At 35.0% G+C, this 1838-nt stretch carries 2 protein-coding genes; both read right to left on the bottom strand.

All coding sequences use genetic code 11. The features are described from left to right. Window positions 1-13: 13 nt before the first annotated feature. A complete protein-coding gene (locus BKD12_RS15970) occupies window positions 14-1348 on the bottom strand; it encodes an ISL3 family transposase (protein ID WP_070090340.1) in 1335 nt (444 codons plus the stop codon). Further along, window positions 1329-1775, bottom strand: a complete 447-nt coding sequence (locus tag BKD12_RS17355) for a transposase family protein (RefSeq protein ID WP_070090339.1) — start codon at window positions 1773-1775, stop codon at window positions 1329-1331. Before BKD12_RS17355 ends, BKD12_RS15970 begins: the two co-directional genes overlap by 20 nt. Between the last annotated feature and the right edge of the window lie 63 nt (window positions 1776-1838).

Genomic DNA, 1838 nt, shown 5'->3' with positions numbered 1-1838 from the left:
GTTCTTTCCATAATTAGTTGAACATATAGTGAAAATATTCTCCGAAAAGCACTTTTGCTTTCAATAATTCAAAACTATTGCGTCCGTACATGATTCGTTTGATCACTTTGATCTTATTAACACTTCCTTCTGCTAAACCATTATTATACTGTTCAGTTATACCGTTTTTGACTGCAGTAAGGTCTTTATTTATTCCTTCCAAAAATGTATTTAATTCAGGTTGATTTACCATTTTGGCGTGTTCAATCCATGAGTCAAGCTTCACCGATTGTTTAGAATAGATTATTTCATAAAATTCTTTTATTAACGAATATAAAGTTCCTAATAATGGGTATCTTTCAACAGTCATGTTAAGCTGTTCCCGAGTAAGTGTTGGTATGGTTTCGATTTTTTGATAAATCAGTTTACAAAGCGATTTCCTTTGAACGTAACTTACATTTATTGGGGGAGAGCCTGTTTTGCTATAATGGTGACTTCTTTCTTTTTGCATAAATACACGGATGGATGCCACAGATCCAGTGTATCCTTTTTTAGATAATATTTTTTGTATTTCTGGATAAGTAATCCCTTTACTCCTTAATTCGATAACATCATCATGAAAAGGAGCTAACTTTCCACCCAATTTTGCACCATAATGTCCATTGATTGTGGAATTTTCCTGTGTCAGATACCGTTTGATGGTTGGTACCGTATGGTGCATCATCATGGCAATTTTAGTAATGGGGTATCCCTGACTATATAATTCTTTTGCTTCATCTATTTCATTTTGCTTTTTTCGGACAGATAACTGATGTTGTCTTTCATAAGTATTCGGCTTATTTTCGGGAATCTTTGATTCTGGAATCGCAAGATACCGCTGGACTGTTTTGGTCGTAGAATGAAGTAATAATGCAATTTCCTCTATCGTCAATCCTTCCGCCCTCTTTTTTTGTGCAAATCTGATCCTTTGTGAGCGATTTGCTGTATTATAAAGTACCTCTACCTCTTTCGGAACTTCCTGTATGTTCGGTATCTCAAGACGGGCTGGATATAATCGAATTATAATTCTATTAATGGCTTCTGCAAGCCCCTTTATCAGATGAAATCGGTCGCTGACCTGAACCGCATTCGGATGTGATTTCGATATAGCGGATGAATAAATTACTGCTCCATCCCTTGCAACTAATTCTATATTAGGGAATGTTGAAAGCCACTGTTTTACATCTTTGGAATCTCTGGAAGGAAGTAGGTCTATAATACGATGCGTTATCAGGTCAACCATAACAGTACCATAAGACTTTCTTTTCCGAATAGCAAAATCATCCACACAAATCTTTGTTACATTAGACTTATCCACAATGGATGGCATTTTTTTTAAGCAGATCGCAAATACTGCTTTTGCAGACTTTTATAGAGCTTTCCTTTAACAGAGCAGATGCACTGACTGAACTGACTTTTGCAGATGTCAATAATATTTTATCAACAAGCCGTTTTGTTTTCCTTTCCCTGGGCGCAATAAAATCAAATCTCTCAGAAAAAGTTTTATGGTCACAGGCAGGATTGGAACAAAACATCTTTCGTGTATTTAATAAAACTATTGTCTGCTTATCCTGTATTGGGATATCCTGGATCTCACGCTGATACACAGAATGTATTTTTGAGGATACCTTACCACAATAAGGACAAGGCACTTTTTCTCTTGAAGATTTAACTTCAAATATAACTTGTTGATTTTTTAATTTGTATCGAATGCATTCTAAATCTGGATCCAATAATTTTATGATTTCCTGTTCCATAGAAGATCACCCTGTATTATAATAACGCTTTTGCACATTAATATCAACTAATTATGGAAAGAA

The organism is Merdimonas faecis, from assembly GCF_001754075.1.
Taxonomy (GTDB): domain Bacteria; phylum Bacillota; class Clostridia; order Lachnospirales; family Lachnospiraceae; genus Merdimonas; species Merdimonas faecis.
Note: the sequence above shows the minus strand (reverse complement) of the source record. Positions and strands in the feature narration are given on the sequence as shown.